Annotated in this window: 13 protein-coding genes; 8 read left to right on the forward strand and 5 right to left on the reverse strand. The window is 59.9% G+C overall.

Annotated elements, in window-relative coordinates:
• Positions 1-316: 316 nt before the first annotated feature.
• The 3 genes from ileS to HMPREF3042_RS05705 all read left to right on the forward strand — a co-directional run bounded on the left by ileS (position 317) and on the right by HMPREF3042_RS05705 (position 5,801).
• Entirely contained in the window at positions 317-3,577 is a 3,261-nt protein-coding gene (gene ileS / locus HMPREF3042_RS05695; protein ID WP_083327430.1) for an isoleucine--tRNA ligase, read from the forward strand.
• A gap of 15 nt (positions 3,578-3,592) precedes the next feature.
• Complete coding sequence (locus HMPREF3042_RS05700; protein WP_070856458.1) at positions 3,593-5,059, forward strand: DNA polymerase IV; 1,467 nt, start codon at positions 3,593-3,595, stop codon at positions 5,057-5,059.
• Between the two features lie 79 nt (positions 5,060-5,138).
• Positions 5,139-5,801, forward strand: a complete 663-nt coding sequence (locus HMPREF3042_RS05705) for a DapH/DapD/GlmU-related protein (RefSeq protein WP_080985586.1) — start codon at positions 5,139-5,141, stop codon at positions 5,799-5,801.
• A gap of 1 nt (position 5,802) precedes the next feature.
• Here HMPREF3042_RS05705 and HMPREF3042_RS05710 read toward each other — a convergent pair whose 3' ends face one another.
• Positions 5,803-6,789, reverse strand: a complete 987-nt coding sequence (locus tag HMPREF3042_RS05710) for an asparaginase (RefSeq protein WP_070856460.1) — start codon at positions 6,787-6,789, stop codon at positions 5,803-5,805.
• Between the two features lie 91 nt (positions 6,790-6,880).
• On the opposite strand from HMPREF3042_RS05710, the gene HMPREF3042_RS05715 reads away from it, so the two are divergent.
• Positions 6,881-7,660, forward strand: coding sequence for a WKL family lipoprotein (locus HMPREF3042_RS05715; protein ID WP_070856461.1), 780 nt, complete (start codon positions 6,881-6,883; stop codon positions 7,658-7,660).
• Positions 7,661-7,829: 169 nt separating this feature from the next.
• Here the strand turns inward: HMPREF3042_RS05715 and HMPREF3042_RS05720 are convergent, their stop codons facing one another.
• The gene (locus tag HMPREF3042_RS05720) at positions 7,830-8,858 is read right to left on the reverse strand and encodes a hypothetical protein (RefSeq protein WP_246822344.1); all 1,029 of its coding nucleotides are present in this window, start codon (positions 8,856-8,858) and stop codon (positions 7,830-7,832) included.
• Between the two features lie 90 nt (positions 8,859-8,948).
• Between HMPREF3042_RS05720 and lspA the strand changes: the two genes are divergently transcribed.
• The 4 genes from lspA to rarD all read left to right on the forward strand — a co-directional run bounded on the left by lspA (position 8,949) and on the right by rarD (position 12,309).
• The gene (gene lspA / locus HMPREF3042_RS05725; protein WP_070856558.1) at positions 8,949-9,518 is read left to right on the forward strand and encodes a signal peptidase II; all 570 of its coding nucleotides are present in this window, start codon (positions 8,949-8,951) and stop codon (positions 9,516-9,518) included.
• Between the two features lie 68 nt (positions 9,519-9,586).
• Positions 9,587-10,498: an RluA family pseudouridine synthase gene (locus HMPREF3042_RS05730; RefSeq protein ID WP_038629067.1), complete on the forward strand. Its 912-nt coding sequence runs from the start codon at positions 9,587-9,589 to the stop codon at positions 10,496-10,498.
• A complete protein-coding gene (locus HMPREF3042_RS05735; RefSeq protein WP_038625766.1) occupies positions 10,495-11,220 on the forward strand; it encodes a hypothetical protein in 726 nt (241 codons plus the stop codon). The genes HMPREF3042_RS05730 and HMPREF3042_RS05735 overlap by 4 nt, the downstream gene beginning before the upstream one ends.
• Before the next feature lie 120 nt (positions 11,221-11,340).
• Complete coding sequence (gene rarD / locus HMPREF3042_RS05740; RefSeq protein ID WP_070856465.1) at positions 11,341-12,309, forward strand: EamA family transporter RarD; 969 nt, start codon at positions 11,341-11,343, stop codon at positions 12,307-12,309.
• Here the strand turns inward: rarD and HMPREF3042_RS05745 are convergent.
• The 3 genes from HMPREF3042_RS05745 to HMPREF3042_RS10860 all read right to left on the reverse strand — a co-directional run bounded on the left by HMPREF3042_RS05745 (position 12,306) and on the right by HMPREF3042_RS10860 (position 15,264).
• Positions 12,306-13,733 (reverse strand): D-arabinono-1,4-lactone oxidase, encoded by a 1,428-nt coding sequence (locus HMPREF3042_RS05745; protein ID WP_070856467.1) that lies wholly within the window; start codon positions 13,731-13,733, stop codon positions 12,306-12,308. The two genes, rarD and HMPREF3042_RS05745, sit on opposite strands and share 4 nt — an antisense overlap.
• Positions 13,730-15,019, reverse strand: a complete 1,290-nt coding sequence (locus HMPREF3042_RS05750; RefSeq protein WP_070856469.1) for an alanine racemase — start codon at positions 15,017-15,019, stop codon at positions 13,730-13,732. The genes HMPREF3042_RS05745 and HMPREF3042_RS05750 overlap by 4 nt, the downstream gene beginning before the upstream one ends.
• A gap of 80 nt (positions 15,020-15,099) precedes the next feature.
• Positions 15,100-15,264, reverse strand: coding sequence for a hypothetical protein (locus HMPREF3042_RS10860; RefSeq protein ID WP_005510327.1), 165 nt, complete (start codon positions 15,262-15,264; stop codon positions 15,100-15,102).
• Positions 15,265-15,429: the final 165 nt, after the last annotated feature.

The raw sequence follows: 15,429 nt of genomic DNA on the forward strand, positions 1-15,429 counted from the left end.
TGTTCCGGTCAGGGTTGTAGTAGTTGCCTGAGACACTGCTATACTGACACCCATACGCGCAATGAGCCGGCCATCACCGGGGAGCGTTTCGGAAGAACGGTTCAGCAGAAAATGGGCCCAGTAGAACCGAACGGTTTGGCACCGTTACAAAGCCTTATCAAATAAGCGGGCTATCGCGTGAAACCGCATGGTTCTTGGTCGCAAGAACCGTCGTAAAGCGTGATGCCAAGCGGGGTGGTACCGCGCGAGACTCCTTTTCAGCGTCACCAGTAACAACGCCGAAGGGGCTAGGCACGCGTCCCCGTGGTGAGTATTAATGATGTTCGACCACGGAAGCGACGTAAAAACGGTGTCTAATTCGAACGATGTAAATGCCTCTGCTGAGGCCACTCCGGCAGGTGGCGCATATCCGCGCACTGCTGACTTTGGTAAGTACACCTCGAGCCCGAAGTTCCCGGAACTGGAAGAAAAGGTCCTGGACTACTGGGGTAAGGACAGCACTTTCCAGGCCTCTATCGATCAGCGTGATGGTGCTGACGAATACGTCTTTTATGACGGCCCTCCGTTCGCCAACGGTCTACCGCACTACGGTCACCTGCTGACCGGTTACGTCAAGGACATCGTTCCGCGTTACAAGACCATGCGTGGCTACCAGGTTGGCCGTGTCTTTGGCTGGGACTGCCATGGTCTGCCGGCTGAGCTGGAGGCAGAGAAGCAGCTCGGTATTAAGGACAAGGGTCAGATCGAGGAAATGGGTCTGGCTAACTTCAACAAGTACTGCGCCGAGTCGGTGCTGCGGTATGCGGGCGAGTGGAAGGAATATGTCACTCGTCAAGCTCGTTGGGTTGATTTTGACGGCGGATACAAGACCATGGACATGAGTTACATGGAGTCCGTGATCTGGGCCTTCAAGGAGCTCTATAACAAGGGCCTGGTATATCAGGGGTTCCGCGTGCTGCCGTACTCCTGGGCAGAGCACACCCCGCTGTCCAACCAGGAGACCCGCCTGGATGACTCCTACAAGATGCGGCAGGACCCGACCCTGACCGTGACCTTCCCGTTCACCGGCGCCAAGGCCGGCTCTGCAGCGGAGAAGACGCTAGCGGACAACCCGGTGCTTGCTGATACTGCGGCTATCGCTTGGACCACCACGCCGTGGACGCTGCCGTCCAACCTTGGTCTGGCCGTGAACCCGAAGGTCACCTACGCCGTAGTTAAGGTCGGCGAGGATTCCTCCGTGCCGGAGTTTGCAGGTAAGACCTTCCTGCTGGCAGAAGCACTGATTGGCGCCTACGCCAAGGAATTGGGCAAGGAACACGAGATCGTGGCTACCTTCGCTGGTGCTGACCTGGAAGGTCTGACCTACCAGCCGATCTTCGACTACTTCGCAGATCACCCGAACGCTTTCCAGATCATGGTGGCCGACTATGTCACCACCGAGGACGGTACTGGTGTGGTCCACCAGGCACCGGCATTCGGTGAAGACGATATGAACACCTGTAATGAATACGGCATCGATGTCATCATTCCGGTGGACATGGACGGTAAGTTCACTTCCCAGGTGCCGGAGTACCAGGGCAAGTTGGTCTTCGACGCTAACAAGGACATTATCCGTGACCTGAAGGCCGCTGGCCGCGTCGTCCAGCACCGCACCATCGAGCACTCCTACCCGCACTCCTGGCGTTCGGGCGAGCCGCTAATCTACATGGCACTGCCAAGTTGGTTCGTGTCCGTTACCAAGATCCGCGAGCGCATGGTGGAGCTCAACCACAACGAGATTGAGTGGATGCCGGAGCACGTCCGCGACGGTCAGTTCGGCAAGTGGCTCGAGGGTGCACGTGACTGGAATATCTCCCGTACCCGCTACTGGGGTTCGCCTATTCCGGTGTGGGTTTCCGACAACGACGAGTACCCGCGTGTCGACGTCTACGGTTCCCTCGATGAGCTGGAGGCGGACTTCGGCGTTCGCCCGACCACACTGCACCGCCCGGAGATTGACGAGCTGGTGCGCCCGAACCCGGACGACCCGACCGGCAAGTCCATGATGCGCCGCGTCCCGGACGTCCTGGATGTCTGGTTCGACTCCGGTTCCATGCCGTTTGCGCAGTTCCACTACCCGTTCGAGAACAAGGAGTGGTTCGAGTCCCACGCACCGGCCGACTTCATTGTGGAGTACATCGGCCAGTCCCGCGGCTGGTTCTACCTGCTTCACGTCCTGTCGGTTGCACTGTTTGACCGCCCGGCGTTCAAGAAGGTCGTCGCCCACGGCATCGTGCTGGGTGATGACGGCAACAAGATGAGTAAGTCCAAGCGCAACTACCCGGATGTCAACGAGGTCTTCGACCGCGACGGCTCCGACGCCATGCGCTGGTTCCTCATGTCCAGCCCGATTCTGCGCGGTGGCAATCTGATTGTCACCGAGCAGGGTATTCGCGAGGGCGTGCGCCAGGCGCTGCTGCCAATGTGGAACGCATACTCGTTCCTGCAGCTCTACGCCTCCAAGCCGGCCGAGTGGTCGGTGGACTCCGACAACATCCTGGACAAGTACATCCTGGCCAAGCTTGCAGCAACTGTCCGTGCTGTCACTGAGTGCCTGGACAACACCGACATTGCTGCTGCCACCGATGAGGTCCGTCAGTTCTGTGACGCACTGACCAACTGGTACGTGCGCCGCTCCCGCGACCGCTTCTGGGCCGGCGACGTTAAGCACCCAGAGGCGTTCAACACCCTGTACACGGTGCTGGAGGTTCTCACCCGCGTGGCTGCTCCGCTGCTGCCGATGGCCACCGAGGTCATCTGGCGCTCGCTCACTGGCGGCCGCTCGGTGCACCTGGAGGATTGGCCGGACGTCGACAAGCTGCCGACCGATGACGAACTCGTTGAGTCCATGGACATTGTCCGCAATGTCTGCTCGGCAACATCGCGCATCCGCAAGGCCAACCAGCTGCGTAACCGCCTGCCGCTGAAGAAGCTAACCCTGGCATTCCCGGATGCCGAACGTCTGCGTGATTACACCGACATCGTTTCCTCTGAGGTCAACGTCGACAAGGTGGAATTCACCTCCGACGTGGACTCGGTGGGACGTTTCGAGGTCTCCGTCAACGCTCGCGTGGCCGGTCCGCGCCTGGGTAAGGATGTCCAGAAGGTCATCAAGGCTGTGAAGTCTGGCAACTACGAGGTTGTCGACGGCGCGGTTGTCGCCGATGGCATTCCGCTGCAGGAGGGCGAGTACACCCGCAACCTGGTCGCGATCTCGCCGGATTCCACCGCTGAGGTCGACGGTGTCAATGGTCTGGTTGTGCTCGACACCGAGCTCGACGAGGACCTGGAGTCCCGTGGCTGGGCCGCTGACCGTATCCGTGGTCTGCAGGATGCCCGCAAGAACGCTGGCCTCGAGGTCACCGATCGCATTTCGGTGAAGTTGCAGGTGCCGGCCGAGCGTGAGGAATGGGCCAACCGCCACGCTGACCTCATCGCCCGCGAGGTTCTCGCAACCGCCTTCGACGTCGTCGCTGGCGGAGAGCCACTGAGCTACGACGTGGCGGACGGCTGCTCGGCGGATATTGCCAAGCAGTAGGGGAGAGTAATCTCAATGCCGACTTCCGGGCGGTGGGTCCTGCACATCGACATGGACGCGTTCTTCGCGTCCGTCGAGCAGCTCACCCGCCCGACTCTGCGCGGGCGGCCAGTTCTCGTCGGCGGACTGGGTGGTCGAGGTGTGGTCGCCGGTGCCTCCTATGAGGCCCGCGCGTACGGCGCGCACTCGGCTATGCCGATGGCCCGCGCACGTCGGCTCATGCCACCGAACGCAGTGACGGTCAGCGCGCGCAAGGGCATCTACGGGCCGGTGTCGCGCCGCGTGTTCTCTGTAATCCGCGAGCGCGTGCCCGTGGTCGAGCAGCTCAGTGTCGACGAGGCTTTCATGGAACCCGAAGAGCTTCAGGGAGCCTCGAAGGAGCAGGTCATTGCCTGGGCGGAGCAACTGCGGGCAGATATTCGGCGGGAGACCGGTTTGGCCTCGTCGATAGGCGCGGGTGCGGGCAAGCAGTACGCGAAAATTGCGTCCGGCCTGGCGAAACCCGACGGCGTGTATGTGCTGGACCCCGCACGCAATCACGAGCTACTACACCCATTGCCGGTAGAGAAGCTCTGGGGCATTGGCCCTGTCACCGCTGCGAAGCTGCACACGATGGGCGTGGAGACAATCGGCGATTTCGCCGCCATGTCCCAGCGCGATGTCGAGGTTTCGCTGACATCCAAAACCGGTGTGATGCTGTGGCAGCTGGCGCAGGGGACAGATGACCGGCCGGTTAAGGAACGCGATGTCGCCAAGTCTGTATCGGCGGAGTACACCTATCCCGAGGATCTGGAGTCGCAGGCCCAACTCCACGCCGCCATCGATCGCGCAGGTGAGTCCGCTTTTCGACGGCTCAAAAAAGATGGCCGTGGTGCCCGCACCATCACTTGCAAGGTGCGTCTGTCCGACTTGAGCATCCATACCCGATCTGAGACGCTCGCCTACGCCACACAGGACTTCGACACCCTCATGGCTGTCGCTCACCGAATCGCGTTCACACCCGCGGAGGTTGGCCCAGTGCGACTGGTGGGCGTCGGTTTCTCCGGGCTGGATTCGCACATACAAGAAGTCCTGTTTCCTGAGCTCGACCGCGCTATCACCGTCGAAGATCGAGTGCCGGCCCCTACGCTTTCCGACGCTCCCGCCGGCCTGGTCGAGCTATCTGGAACCGGTGCGTTGCCGACCGTTCGGCTTTCCGACTCCAAGTGGGCACCCACCTCGGACGTACACCACAGCGAGTATGGACATGGTTGGGTACAGGGGTCGGGGCACGGGATTGTGACTGTCCGTTTTGAAAGCCGCACCAGTGGCCCCGGGCGCATGATCACGCTGAAGGAAGACGACCCGGAGCTGCGCCCGTGCTCTGCGGTGTGCAGTTTGGACTGGCCGGAGTGGCTGGCTTCCGACGAAGCTGCAGCTCTTGACTTGCCGCAACCTGAGCGGGAAAGTGAAGATGAGGTTGGCCCCGATGCGGATGCTTGATGCGGCTGCCTGACGTGGCCGTTATCCTCGGTGCCGTTCGCGGCTCCCTGTTTATGCGCTGACCGTAAACTGGGCCACTATGACTACCGAATCCCGCATTGCAGAGCTCGAGGCAGCTCGCCGCGCCTCGTTGCGCAACACCGATCGAGATCCGAATCCGTCGACCACACTTCCTGACGACGGTCTGGATAACCGCCAGCGCATGCTGAACGGTCAGTGGTATATCGCCGATCATCCGGAATCGCAGGCTCTGAACGCGCGAATTGGCCAGGTGGCCGCGGAATTTGAGGTCGCATTTCGCGAAGACCAGCAGGCAGCACAGCAAGTGCTGGCACCGGCACTGGGGTCTTTCGGAGAGGACAGCACCGTCCGCCCGCCGATCTACCTGGACTACGGCGATAACATCCACATCGGCGACAACGTTTTCATCAACTTTGGGCTCACCGCACTTGACGTGGTGAAGGTGACAATCTGCGACTACGCGCAGCTCGGGCCCAATGTGCAGCTGCTTCCACCAGTACACCCACTGGGAGCTGAGGCCCGCGCCGCTTATCTAGAGTCCGGTGATGAAATCATCATCGGGCGCAATGCTTGGATCGGTGGTGGAGCCATCATCCTGGGCGGTGTTTATGTCGGCGACGATTCCGTGGTCGCCGCGGGTGCGGTGGTGACTAAGGACGTTCCCGCGGGCGTAGTCGTGGCTGGAAATCCGGCGAAAATCATCCGCATCATCGAGGCGTGAATTAGAACAGCGTCTGCGGGTGCACATTCGCAGCCAGCGCGGCAGCGAGAATGATGCGCGCCTGCGGTGCATGCACGCAACCAGCGCTAATCACACCGTGCCGAGCCAGCGTCGCACCGCCACCGGCACCACCGTAGGCGGCGTGGACATCACCACGCGGGACGCGCGTTGCCATCACGACGGTCACATCAGCGGCAATGGCCCGGTCAATGGCGGCGGCAAACTCATCGGAGACATTGCCTGACCCCAGGCCTTCTACGACAATGCCGTGTGCACCGGCGGCGACGGCCGAATCCAGCTGTGATCCATCTGCACCTAAGTAGGCGGGGATAATCTCTACCTTCGAGCCCGCCAAGGCGGCCAGCGGCAGCGGATCTGGACGAACCGGCTCCTCCGGGGCGTTAGTGGCAAAAGCCAAAGGATCGGTCGTGTGCCACTTTGTCGCACCTCGCACCGGCAAGACTGCGTGGCCAAAGACAATAAGAACGCCAATTCCCTGCGCAGAGGCATCGGAAGCAATGGTCACGGCCTCAAAGAGGTTCCCCGGTCCGTCGGTTTCGGGATGATCATAGGGAAGCTGTGCACCAGTAAAGACAACCGGACGCGAGTCAGCATGGAAAATATCGGCAGCCATGGCCGTTTCTTCCATCGTGTCCGTGCCATGAGTTACGACGACACCGTCCACGGAGTCGTCGTCAAGCACTTCGTGAATAGCGGCGAGAATACGGTCAACATCGGTGAACGCGAGATTCGACGAGTCCAGCATCCCGAGCTCACGAACTTCCAGCTCTAACATGCCCTCTGGATAACGCTGCGCGACCGCCGCGACGAGCTCCGCGCCCGAGATGGTCGGGCTTAGTGCACCGCTGCGATCCGTGGTGCAGGCGATGGTGCCGCCGGTGGTGATGACAACGATTCGGCGAGGGGAGGCCGGAGTAGACGAGGCCGAGCTAGCCGGGGAATGATCCTGAGTCGACATGTCCACCATCTTACCCAGGCGATGTTTTGGCCTTGTGTAGGATTATGGAAGGCGTGAAGCCAGCGAATCTTCATGCAGATTTTATTGGAGTAGTGCACATATGAAAGTCCCCTGCAACCAGCGCGTTAGCGGAATGCGTTGGCGCACAGCGCGTGGTGTGACAGTAGCGGCGATGGTCTCGGTCAGCGCACTTGGGCTCGCTGCCTGCGGTGGTGGCAATACTGCAGCGCCGACGACCGAATCGAAGACATCCAGCTCGGCGGAACCCGTCATCATGCTGCCGACGCGCGCAGAGCTTAACGACGTCCTCGCACGCCTCATCAACCCCGATCTACCTATCGAGGAAAAGGCGCTGACCATCGAGGACGGCGATACTGCCGGCGATTTCTTCGACATTGTCACCCACAGTGCCAATGAGCAGGAAATCAGCTTTGATGTCATTGACCCGGTCACGCCTGGATTTACTACTAAGCAGGCCGTAGCCGGTGTCAATATCCTCCGTCCGGAGGAAGATCCGATGCTCGTGGAGCAGGTGGACTTTATCCACCGGGATGGTCGTTGGATGCTGAGCAAGGAATGGGCCTGCAACCTGGCATCGACACTTGATCCGGAGCACAAGCCTGGATTCTGCCTCGCGCCCGGCGAGACTCCTCCGCCGCCACCTGAGCCAGAAGAGGAAGAAACCCCGGTTGAAGAAACCCCGGTTGAGGAGGCCCCAGCTCCGGTCGAGGAGCCAGCTCCGGCTGCGGAGCCCGAAGCGCCGGTCGAGGAAGTGCCGCCTCCGCCGCCTCCCGCGCCTGAACCACCGGCTGAAGAGGCTCCGCCACCGCCACCGCCGCCGCCGGCTGAGGATGCACCGCCTCCGCCACCACCGGCTTAGGTGCCGTCGGACCAGGCGTTACGGCCTAGTCCGGTCGGGTGCACTGGCCACACAAAAGAAAGTGTCTAGGTTTATGACAGTTCCGCCCATTTTTTGGGCAGAAAAGTGACATAAACCTAGACACTTTCTCGTCTTCTAACCTTGCGGTGGTACGAGCTAATCTTCTGGGCTACTTCCTCGAGCCGTCGCCGTCCTTAAACTCCAGCCCGCGATGCGTCTGCTGAGTGATGCGCACATCGGAGTTGCCGTCGCCGTAGGTCACCGAGGTAACAAAATCGATGTTGCCCTTCACCGGAAGGGGCTTGGTCAGGTCGATGGTGACGCGGTCGGCAAGCATTTCAGTCGTGGCCTCGACAACCTTCAGTGCACCCTCGCCGCCAGTGTCCAACTCCGTAACGGTCGGCACCTGCTTGACATCGACCTTCAAATTAACAATGTCGCCCGCACGGCTGAGCAGGGTATAGGTCACCTTCTGCGTCATCTTGGTCTGGCCTTCGACCTCGCTTTCGACCGTCCAGGTCGCATCCTTTCCGATGTCCTCGGAGGGGAAGACGATAGGTACGGAATGCAGCTGCTGCAGCGCCATCTCCACACCAGCGCGAGCGGTGTCGGTGGCCTTCTCCGGCGCTCCCAGCTTGAGTTCCTTGACCTCACCTGTGGCTGTTGTTGACGAATCAGAGATAAATCCCTGCGCGGTAGCGATATCCTCATTCAGCTCATCGTTGGAGCCGTGGGGTTTACCCACCTCTGACGTCACCGCACGAGTATCGTTATCACTGGTAACAGTGCTGGTCAGGGGGATTTCCAGGCGGGTGTCTGGGAAAGTCTGGTCGCTATCGGCGTTTCCGCCACGCTGTGCGAAGCCCTGTGTCACCGCCGCGGTCGACTCCTGCTCTGCACCGTCGTCCTTCCAGCGCACACTCGCCAGCTCACCGCTGCCAGCACTGGTCAATTCGATCTTGGGTTGTGCAACGTCCACGGGTTGTGTTTCCACCGAGCTTTCCGACGAGCACGCGGCCAGTGACACCACAGTAGTAGCGGCAACAACTGCGGTGCCGACCCTTGCCAGCAGGCCACGCTTGGTGTGACCAGCTCGGTCGCTGTAGCTAGGTCGACGGAACCACGAGGGGGTTGTGTCTCCTACACGTCGTAAAGCGGAAGGGGCCGGAACAAACTGAGATTGGAAACGTCGAGTCACACCGGTTAGCGTACCGGTTTCTTGGTGGATAGGAACCACCCGGGCGGTGTCAGTTGGCTGAATATGGGTTTGTTAGGCCATTATGGGACAGTGACTAAGAAGAAAACGAGGACATATTTCCCACGGCGGGGGATTCTCGCCGCGGTTATTGTGTCAGTTGCGATTATTGATCAGCTGACCAAGATTATCGCTTTGAAGACTCTCGATGGCCGTCCTGCGGTGCAGGTGCTTGGCGATCTCTTCGAGTTGCGGCTCGTTTTTAACCCCGGTGCAGCCTTCTCCTTTGGCACGAACGCCACCTGGGTTTTTACCACGTTGCAGCTGGTTTACATCCTGGCTGTGATGTGCTTTTCCCATTGGCTGCGCAGTCCTATATCGGCGACTGTGGCGGGGCTTATTGCTGGTGGTGCGCTGGGCAACCTCATCGATAGGCTATTTCGGGAGCCCGGTTTCTATGTCGGCCACGTTGTCGATTTCCTGTCGGTGAAGGGTTTTGCCGTATTTAATATCGCGGACTCCGCGATTACTGTGGGCGTTATTATCCTCGTTATCTGGATGGTTTTTTCCAAGGAGCCGGATCTCTTCGCTGATCAGATTGCAGCGGAGAAGAAATCTGCTCAGAAGAATCAGAAGCAGTTGGCGGAGGGAGGACAGCAGTGAACGACAATGCACTAAATAGCGGTGCAGCACTCGGGGGAGCGCACCAGCCCGACCGAGAAACCCGGCAGATGCCCGTTCCACCGGGCTTAGCCGGAATGCGGGTAGATGCCGGTGTGGCTAAGTTGCTGGGGCTCTCGCGCACAGCGGTGGCTGATTTGGCAGCGGCTGGGGACATCACGGTTGATGGTGTGAGCGTTGGCAAGTCTGACCGCCTGGAAGAAAACGCTTTCCTCTCCGTGTTGTTACCGCCGGTGGAAAAGCCATTGGTTCCCAAAGAGGAACTCGTCGAGGGCATGGACGTGCTCTACCACGACTCCGATTTGGTAGCTGTTCACAAGCCTGTTGGCGTGGCTGCGCATCCGTCGGTCGGTTGGGAAGGTCCAACGGTTATCGGCGGGCTGGCGGCTGCTGGTTTCCGCATTTCTACCTCCGGTCCGCCCGAGCGAAAAGGTATCGTGCATCGCTTGGATGTTGGCACCTCTGGCGTGATGGTTGTCGCCTGCTCAGAGCGGGGCTACTCCGTGCTCAAGCGGGCGTTCAAAAACCGTGAGGTGTCGAAGACCTATCACGCTCTGGTTCAGGGGCATCCGGATCCGCTGTCGGGGACAATTGATGCTCCGATTGGCCGTCATCCTTCGGCGGGGTGGCGCTTTGCCGTCCGTCAGGATGGCAAAAATGCTGTGACGCACTACGAAACGCTTGAGGCCTTCGCCCCAGCAACGCTGTTGAAGGTGAATCTAGAAACTGGGCGCACGCACCAGATTCGTGTGCACTTCTCTGCGCTGAATCACCCATGTTGTGGCGATCCCATGTACGGTTCCGATCCGGCATTGGCCCAGCGGCTTGGGCTCAACCGCCAGTGGCTTCATGCTGTCTCGCTTGGTTTCCACCATCCGGCAGATGGTCGCTGGATGGAAATCGAATGTCCATACCCAGATGATTTGAACCACGCATTGGAAGTTTTGAGGCAGGGCGCATGACGCAGACTCCATTGGGATCCAAGAATCGAGCGCGCCCCGAAACTCGTGCGAAAAGCACCGGTGACGGCAGTATTTCGCCAGTGATGGCACTAATCTCAGGTTTCTGTGTTGTCGTATTGGTGATTGTTTTAGCAGTCGCTTCGACATCCGATCGCGTGAGCAAGCCGCAGAATATCAACGGCGATGCGCTCGGTCCAGACCCGTGGGAAGCAACCGAGCAGTACGTAGAGCGTGCCGACGAGTCCCTCGAGAATATGAAGAAGGAAGACTATCAGCTAAAGAACGGCCAGCCAGTCGTGGAGGACCCGAAGTTCTGGGCGATGGTGACTTTTGACCGGCTGCTCGATGCGCAAGAAGCGGCACAGGTCTATGAAAAAGAGCCCTCTCTGCGAGTATCGACTGCAATCATCGGTGGCGTGAGTACCCGGTATTTGCCGCAGCCGAGCAAAACGGCGAGTGAAGAAAAGCTGCTGCAAGATCAACTGGAGTTAGCGGCTGCCTACGCAGACGTCGCGATTGACGACGAACGGCTCGGCTTCAACGGTTTACTGGTCTATGGAGACGCTGAGGCGTTGATGAATGTCAAGAAACTGCCTGCTGTTAAAGCAGTCGAGGCGCTGCCATCAGATGCGGCACGCGGCCGTTTTGGTATCCGACCGGTGCTGAGTTCCGGTTTCACGGATAAAGATCCGCTTTTTGCGCCGGGGCTGAGCCAGAACTAATAGAAGCCAGAACTAAGTGCCCAAATCCAAAAGACTAGGGTGAAGCGGCTAGAACTCTGCCGTCAGTACGCCGCCAGTACGCAGTCAGTTTCAACGAGAACGAAAAGGAGTCAGTCAACAGTGATTCAGGCATTCGGTGCGTACCTTTTGTGGGCGCTGTTTCCGCTCTACTTTCCGCTGCTGGAGCCGGCGGGGGCCGTGGAGATTTTGGTGCATCGATTCGTCTGGACGCTTGTCTTTATGGCCATTGCCCTCAGCTTCATGCGCGCATGGCCAGAGCTGAAGGCCGCGAGCGCCAAGACGTGGGGCACTATTTTTATTGCCGCACTGTTGATCTCCGTCAACTGGGGCGTGTACGTCTACCTGGTCAACAATGGGCAGGTGGCGGAGGCCGCACTCGGCTACTTCATTAACCCGCTGGTCAGCGTTTTGTTGGCGATGATTTTCTTCCGTGAAAGCATCTCGCGGTTGCAGCTCGGCAGTGTCATCTTGGCAACCATTGCGGTCATTGTTCTCACTATCGGTGTGGGACATCCGCCGTTGGGTGCGCTGGCGCTGGCGTTCAGTTTCGGTTTTTACGGACTAATGAAGAAGCGGGTATCGCTTTCCTCGGCAGCGTCGCTGACGGCCGAGTCCGCTGTAATCACACCGATCGCGCTGGCCTACATCTTCTGGTTGAGCTCCAACGGGCAGAGCACCTTTACCTCCGAAGGAACCGGCCACACGCTGCTCATGATGAGCGCCGGTGTTGCTACCGCCATTCCGTTGCTGCTCTTCGGCGAAGGTGCCAAGCGCCTGCCACTAGCCACCTTGGGCCTGATGCAGTACATCACGCCGGTTCTCCAGATCACTTTGGCAGTCACCGTGCTCGGCGAGGAGCTCGAGCCGGAGCGCTGGATTGGCTTCTTCATCATCTGGGGTGCCGTCGCGCTGTTCATCTGCGACCTCATCCTGAAGATGCGCCGTCAGCGTCGGGTACGCCGAGAACTCCGCAAGGCTGGCATTGAATCGGCCACGGTTCCCGGCGATGTCGCCGACCAGACGGATGGGGCGGTTACCCGGGACGTCGTAAAGCCGGCAGACAGTTAGCAGAAAAGGTCGCGCAGGTGCTCGTTGAGGAAGATTCCCTGCGGGTCGACCTTTTCGCGTAACGCCTGGACCTCGCCGAAGAGTGGATAGCGTTCTGCGAAATCCTCCGCGCGGAGCGTGTGCAATTTGCCCCAGTGCGGGCGACCTTCGTGGGCCTTGAAAATCGGCTCAATGAGGTTGAAGTACTCTCGGTAGTTTTCCTTCCAGTAGCGGTGGATGGCGATGTAGGCGCTGTCGCGACCGTACGCCGTGGACAGAGCGACATCATCGGCCTTGGCGGAGCGCACCTCGATGGGGAAGGAGATCTTCATTCTCTTGCGGGCAATTGCGTCGCGAATCTCCCCGAGGACATCGGAAGCGGCTTCGAGCGGGACGGAGTACTCCATCTCGGAGAAACGCACGCGGCGCGGCGAGACAAAGACCTTGTGTGCCTCATTGGAGTAGCGGCGCTCGGGCACGGTGTTGGTGGCAATGCGGTTGATCGTATTCGTCGTGGCGGGAATGGCCTTGGCAATTTCGCAGCATGCCAAAAGCCCCATGTTGTTGACGACTTCGTCGTTAAGATACGTGCGCGCGCTGCCCAGGCGCTGCTTCAGGCTATTGCGGCTCGGGCGGCGGTGGCGCTGCGGTTCGATGCGAGTATTGTGCTTGACCAGCGTCTCGCGCTGTCCCGGGAACCAGAAAAACTCCAGGTGGTCAGCTTCTTTGCAACGCTCGGCGAAGCTCTTGCGCAGGGAGTCAAACTCTTCGCGATGCTCGTCGGCATGCAGATCAAACGCCGGTACAACGGACATCGTGACCTCCGTGAGCACGCCGAAGACACCCAGCCCCAGCCGTCCGAGGCGGTAGAGCTCGCCGTCGATTCCCTCAGCGTCCGGATGACAGTGCCTGACGACGCCATCCGCGGTGACAATCTTGAATCCCTTAACGGTGCCTGCGAAGCCGGTGAACCCAAGGCCGGTGCCGTGCGTGCCAGTAGAGATAGCGCCGGCCAGCGACTGTGGATCGACGTCGCCCTGGTTGGGAAGCGCCCAACCGAGTGGGCGCAGAATACCTGGAGTGTCGCGCAGGCGAGTGCCGGCACGCAGCGTGGCGGTTTGGTTGGCCGCGTCCAGTTCGACCAGGCCAGCGCAGCGGTCGAGTTGAATGCGATGCCCATCGGTGGTGGCCACGGACGTAAAGGAATGACCGGCTCCCAGCGGACGCACCGTAGTGCCGTCGGTCTTCGCTGCCTTAATTACCGAGATGACGCCCTCGTCATCGTGCGGCTGATGCATATAGGACGGGGTGCACGACTGAGTGTGAGCCCAATTGTTCCACCGCGAGTTGGCAGCAGCTTTCGCCTGCGCACGCCGACGTACGCGTGGTACGCGGGACTCAACTGTGGAGACTGTGAAGCGGGCGTTGTTGCGTGAATTGCTCATGTGAAGATCAATCCCTTTCCTCGGTACGTGGGCCAGTGGGCGATGATGGCGCCATCTCGAACTGCAATGACTTCTTGTGCGTGCTCGGCTATTTCGCCGGCCTTGGCGTGGCGGAACCACACGGGATCTCCCAGCGAAAGTGCATCGGCGCTCTTGCCGAGCAACGGAGTCTGCACCTCACCGGGGCCTTCCTCTGTCGCGTAGCGCAAGCCAGTGGGGTACCAGGGAATTGGCAGCCGGTCATCTCCCGCCGGCCCAGAGGCAATTCGACCACCGCCGGACACCGTGACCACGCCCTTCTTAGGGCGTCGCGTCGCCGGCAACACAAACCAGGACGCCGGGCGCAGATTGAATGCGCGATAGTTATCGAACAGTGTTGGTGCCAGGAATCCCGACCCCGCCGCTGCCTCGGTTACTGCGGCTTCGGCGCACGTCGACTCCAACGACCCCGTGCCACCGCCGTTGACAAACTCCAGTGGTCCCGCCACTTTCTCGACTGCAGCGACAACCTTCGCGCGGCGCTTCGCCAACTCCTTCTTTGAGACGGCCTGCATCACTCGAATTGCGCGCGCACGCGGCGAGTTTCCGGCATCGCCCACCCCGGCAATGTGCCCCTCATACATCATGATTCCCGCCAGCTGCAGCTCCGGACGGGCAATGATCTGCTTGGCAAACGCCGCTGCCTGCTTCGGCGAGAACAGGCTGGAGCGCAGCGTACCGATATGCACGCCGGGGAGGGGGCGAAAGGACGCATCGACGTCCATGCACACGCGGATTGGCGCATTTTCGCTTGCCGACGACGCCAGCGCCTCCAGATGCTCGGGACGGTCAACCATTACGCAGATGGCGGCACGCGCTGCATCATCGTCGGCAAGCTCTGAGATAGCGCGGGCGTCAAGCGTTGGGTAGGCGACGACGATGTCGTCACTAATGCCTTCTCGAAATAGGTACAGCGCCTCTGCCAGCGAATATGCCAGCACGCCCTGGAAACCGGGGAAGGCCAGGACGTGCGAAATAAGCTGTGGAATGCGAATCGATTTCGAGGCCACGCGGATAGGCATCCCGTTTGCACGGCGGAGCAAATCGCGGGCATTGGCTTCGACCGCCGCGAGGTCGACGACGACTGCAGGAAGGGAAGTGCAGTTAAGCAGCGTGTCGGTAGCTAGTGGCGGGCGGGCTGTCTGGGGCATCTGCGGCGGCAGCGCCTCAGGCAGGTGAGACATCGATGTCGGAGCCGGGCGGGATGTGCCTGAGGACTCCGGGGCAGAAGCTCGAGAAAGTTTCATGCCCTAAAACGTAATCATTGGAAACCTGTACTGTCTTTGATTTTGAAAAGAAAGTCAGAATTTCCCGGGTCTGTGCTTTATTAGACCAGCCAGCTGTAGCGGGCGGCATCCATGTTGGAGGTGATGACATCGCCATCGACGAGGTAGCCGGCAGCAACGGGGCGGCGGTCGATGGTTGCAAGAACCTCGTCAAGCTCGGGCTTGGGGAAGTAGGTGAAGTGGCCATCGGAAAGTGGTGCGAACACTGTATTGCTCCTTTGGTTCTTTGCTCGAGGGCAGTGCGTTTCTCTATGGTCGCGAGGAAATATGAGGACTTCCTCACAAACCGTGGTGTCGAGTATTGTCAACTGGTTTTGAAAAGTAAAGGAAGTGCTGCGGTGATGTTAAACACATCTTTAGCCATAACTGTG

This window comes from Corynebacterium sp. HMSC074C05 (assembly GCF_001838325.1).
Lineage (GTDB): Bacteria > Actinomycetota > Actinomycetes > Mycobacteriales > Mycobacteriaceae > Corynebacterium > Corynebacterium amycolatum.

Excerpts from the sequence above, each read along its gene's own strand:
- ileS (WP_083327430.1), top strand. The coding sequence starts at position 317 with ATGATGTTCGACCACGGAAGCGACGTAAAAACGGTGTCTAATTCGAAC.
- HMPREF3042_RS05700 (WP_070856458.1), top strand. The coding sequence starts at position 3,593 with ATGCCGACTTCCGGGCGGTGGGTCCTGCACATCGACATGGACGCGTTC.
- HMPREF3042_RS05705 (WP_080985586.1), top strand. The coding sequence starts at position 5,139 with ATGACTACCGAATCCCGCATTGCAGAGCTCGAGGCAGCTCGCCGCGCC.
- HMPREF3042_RS05710 (WP_070856460.1), bottom strand. The coding sequence starts at position 6,789 with ATGGTGGACATGTCGACTCAGGATCATTCCCCGGCTAGCTCGGCCTCG.
- HMPREF3042_RS05715 (WP_070856461.1), top strand. The coding sequence starts at position 6,881 with ATGAAAGTCCCCTGCAACCAGCGCGTTAGCGGAATGCGTTGGCGCACA.
- HMPREF3042_RS05730 (WP_038629067.1), top strand. The coding sequence starts at position 9,587 with ATGCCCGTTCCACCGGGCTTAGCCGGAATGCGGGTAGATGCCGGTGTG.
- HMPREF3042_RS05735 (WP_038625766.1), top strand. The coding sequence starts at position 10,495 with ATGACGCAGACTCCATTGGGATCCAAGAATCGAGCGCGCCCCGAAACT.
- HMPREF3042_RS05745 (WP_070856467.1), bottom strand. The coding sequence starts at position 13,733 with ATGAGCAATTCACGCAACAACGCCCGCTTCACAGTCTCCACAGTTGAG.
- HMPREF3042_RS05750 (WP_070856469.1), bottom strand. The coding sequence starts at position 15,019 with ATGAAACTTTCTCGAGCTTCTGCCCCGGAGTCCTCAGGCACATCCCGC.